Source organism: Dietzia sp. SLG310A2-38A2, assembly GCF_014145095.1.
GTDB lineage: Bacteria > Actinomycetota > Actinomycetes > Mycobacteriales > Mycobacteriaceae > Dietzia.
Genome location: NZ_JAALDX010000274.1, coordinates 1 through 3,485, shown reverse-complemented (window position 1 = coordinate 3,485; position 3,485 = coordinate 1). Strand labels below are relative to the sequence as shown.

The window sequence follows — 3,485 nt, the reverse complement described above, 5'->3', positions numbered from 1 at the left end:
CGACCACCACTCCAGGATCGGCATCGGCATCCACTTCGCCGCCGGCGGTCCCCGCGGGGTGCCGATGTACGCCGCGATCGACGACAACCCCACCCGCTGGGAGTTCGACAACCTGATCGCGCCGTACCTCGAGCGCTTCCGCCACCACCTGCACGGCGCGGGGTTGAAGCTCGGCGTGTACGCCAACGCGCCAACCATCGACTGGTGCCGTCAGCGCGGGCTGGGACAGTACTTCTGGCAGCACGACTGGGGCTCCGGTGGGCGCCTCAACCCGAGCGCCACCATCCACCAGCTCCCGATCCGTCAGCAGGTGACGGTCGGCGGCGTCGTCTCGGACCTCAACCGCGTCTACGCGCTCGACTACGGCCAGTGGTGGCCGACCGACCCGGCCGCGCTCATCGGCGCCGCGCTGGGCAGTGTGGGCTGAGTCGGGGCGCCTCGTCCCCCGGGGGCGGCGGGTCGGGATCCACCGGCCGGCCGCCCTCCGTCGGTTCGGGCGGGGCCTACGGTCCGGCCGGGCTAGTTGTCAGGACAGCTAGTCGACGGTGATCTCGCCCATCGTTCCCCACTCCTCGCCGTCGACCGTCGTGTTGATGATCCGCGGGGTGCGCTCGAGGTACTGCGCGGCGGAGCCGGTGAACTCCGTGAAGTGGGCCGACCCCACGTGCTCTGCCGGCGCGTCTCCGTCCCGGAACGCCTCGCACAGAAGGAAGGTGCTCGGCGAATCGGGTGACCGGTACCAGTCGAACCACAGGTTTCCGGGCTCCGCCCTGGTGGCGTCGGTGAAGTCGCGGGTGATCTCGAGCCAGGAGTCGGCGAACTCTGGCTTGACGTCGAATCGCACGTTGATGAGCATCATGGCCCCATCCTGCCCGGGCCGGCTGGAGCCCGTCGAGTGCTGCCCGCACCCCGCACCCGATTCCGAGGTGACTCGACCCGGAAAGCGGAACGGGCCTACCCTGTACCGGGTGACCATCGAGCTGAGCATCGAGAACCCCTGCGTCCCGCAGACGGAGGCCGACTCCTCCGTCCGCGCCGTCTGGGACCGGCTGTCCGTGGACGCCACGCAGAGTCGCGACGAACCCCTCATCGCCGGTCTGGTCCTGGATCTCGTCGACGGATGCGACGACCTGGGCGAATCCCTCGCGAGACTCGCCGCCTCGCGCATCGCGACCCCCGAGATCGGCCGACACGTCCTCGAGAAGGAGATCCGGGCGATCCTGGTCGAGCATCCGCACGTCCTGGAGGCGGTCGCGGCCGACCTCGTGGTGAGCTTCGAGCGCAACCCGGCCTATCCCAACTACCTGGTTCCCTACCTGTTCGCCAAGGGTTTCCTCGGGCTCCAGATCCACCGCGTCGCGCACGAGATGTGGAACTCGGGACGGGTCATGGCGGCCTCGTTCCTCCAGAGTCGGGTGTCCGAGGTCTTCGCCATGGACATCCACCCGGCCGCACGAGTGGGCTCCGGGATCCTCGTGGACCACGCCACCGGCATCGTGGTGGGCGAGACGTGCGTGATCGGGGACGGTGTCTCGATCCTGCAGGGAGTCACCCTCGGCGGGACGGGAAACGAGGACGGCGACCGCCACCCCAAGATCGGCTCGGGGGTACTGCTCTCGGCCGGGTCCATCGTGCTGGGCAACGTCCATGTGGGCGAGTGCTCGCGGGTGGCCGCCGGTTCGGTGGTGCTCGACCAGGTCCCGCCGCACACGACCGTCGCAGGGGTGCCGGCCAGGGTGGTCCGGCGTCATGCCGACTCGCTGGTCCCCGCGGAACAGATGGACCAGGAGATCGACCCGGGCGCCGAGTAGGCGGCACGGTCGACACGGGCGGAGGGCACTGTATGCGGGTACTCGTGGTCGACGACGAACCGGCGCTGCTCGAGAGCGTGCGGCGCGGGCTCGCCGCCGGGGGATGGGCGGTCGAGACGGCCCCGGACGGGGAGATCGGGCTCGAGATGGCCGCCGACGGGGACTTCGACGTGGTGGTCCTGGACATCATGATGCCGCGACGCAGTGGCTACGAGGTGGTGCGCGAGATGCGCCGCCGCGAGATCTGGACCCCCGTGCTCATGCTCACCGCCAAGGACGGGGAGTACGACGAGGCGGACGCGTTCGACCTGGGCGCAGACGACTACCTGGTCAAACCGTTCTCGTTCGTCGTTCTGGAAGCCAGGCTCAGGGCCTTGGTACGGCGCGGCGCCCCCGAGCGTCCCGTCTCGTTCGTCGCCGGTGACCTCGAGGTCGACCCCGCCGCGCGGGAGGTGCGGCGGGGTCATGAGCGGATCCCGGTGACAGCGCGGGAGTACGCGGTGCTGGAGTACCTGATCAGGAACCGGAACCAGGTGGTGTCCAAGCCCCAGATCCTGCGGGCGGTGTGGGATGCCGCGTACGACGGGGACGACAACATCGTCGAGGTCTACGTGGGGTACCTGCGTCGGAAGATCGACACCCCGTTCGGCGCACGAGCGATCGAGACCGTGCGTGGCCAGGGGTACCGGCTGGTGGACAGCGAGATGGCGAGGGCCGGGGGCTGACCGCCCCCGACACCTCGCCCGACTCGCTGTCGACCCTCGCGTCCTGTCCGCGTCACCGGACCAGACGGCATCCCGTCATGGTCACTCGGCCAACGACAGTGCCTGGCGGTAGGTCAGCTTGCCGCCCGTCTGCATGATCGACCGTCGGTAGACCCGTTCCGCGACCACCATCACGGCCCCCGCGACGATCAGGGTGATCACCGCCGCGATGATCGGTTCCCACCACTCGGCCGTGCCCTCGACCAGGCGGATCGGCATCGTCACCGTCGACATGATCGGCACGTACGAGCCGATCACCTGCCATGTGCCCTGGAGGAACAGTCCCGCGAAGGACGCGATCATGATCAGGGTGAGCAGGGGGGACGAGGTGGACTGGACGTCCTCCGCCCGGGTGGCCAGCGCCCCGGCGACGGCGAACAGGCAGGCCAGTGCGACGAAGCCGATGACGAAGAGCACCAGGTACCAGCCCGCAGCGCCGGCCACGGAGGGTAGGAGCGCCGAATAGTCGGTGAAGGTCAGCCCTATCAGTCCGATGGCCACGAAGATCGCCATCTGTCCCAACGCGAGCGCCGTGGCGCCGACGACCTTCCCCACGAGCAGTTGGCGCAACGGGATGGCGGCGGCGAGGATCTCGACGATCCTCGACTGCTTCTCCTCGACGACGCTGTTGGCGATGGCGTATCCGAAGAGGATCGCAGCCATGTAGAACAGGAAGACGAAGACGAACCCGGCGATCAGCTGGACTCCCTCGTTCGCCGCCCCGTCGGGGTCGAGCAGTCGCTCCTGCACGACGGAACCGGTGGTGAGTTCGGCCACGGAGGCGTCGACGGCGGCCGCGTTGCGCTCGAGCGCGTCGGCCGCGACCACGGAGCCCACCGCGGCGGCAATGTCGGGGTCGACCCCGTCCGACCCGACGAGCGTCCACGCTCCGGGTTCGCCGAGCAGAGCG

The 3,485-nt window shown here is 69.4% G+C and carries 5 protein-coding genes; 3 read left to right on the top strand and 2 right to left on the bottom strand.

Going from position 1 to position 3,485, the window contains the following annotated elements:
* Positions 1-427 (top strand): glycoside hydrolase domain-containing protein (locus tag G6027_RS10035; RefSeq protein WP_182637051.1); only part of this gene is annotated, 427 nt, incomplete at its 5' end.
* 108 nt (positions 428-535) lie between these two features.
* Here G6027_RS10035 and G6027_RS10030 read toward each other — a convergent pair.
* Positions 536-859 carry a putative quinol monooxygenase gene (locus tag G6027_RS10030; protein ID WP_182637050.1) on the bottom strand — a complete coding sequence of 108 codons (324 nt, stop codon included), beginning with the start codon at positions 857-859 and terminating at the stop codon, positions 536-538.
* 109 nt (positions 860-968) lie between these two features.
* Between G6027_RS10030 and G6027_RS10025 the strand changes: the two genes are divergently transcribed.
* Together G6027_RS10025 and G6027_RS10020 are read left to right on the top strand one after the other, a co-directional pair.
* Complete coding sequence (locus G6027_RS10025; protein WP_179523705.1) at positions 969-1,811, top strand: serine O-acetyltransferase; 843 nt, start codon at positions 969-971, stop codon at positions 1,809-1,811.
* 32 nt (positions 1,812-1,843) lie between these two features.
* A complete protein-coding gene (locus G6027_RS10020) occupies positions 1,844-2,536 on the top strand; it encodes a response regulator transcription factor (protein ID WP_182637049.1) in 693 nt (230 codons plus the stop codon).
* An 81-nt stretch (positions 2,537-2,617) separates the two neighbouring features.
* On the opposite strand, the gene G6027_RS10015 is transcribed toward G6027_RS10020, so the two are convergent.
* Positions 2,618-3,485, bottom strand: an 868-nt coding sequence (locus tag G6027_RS10015; RefSeq protein ID WP_182637048.1) for an ABC transporter permease, incomplete at its 5' end; no start/stop codon positions are given.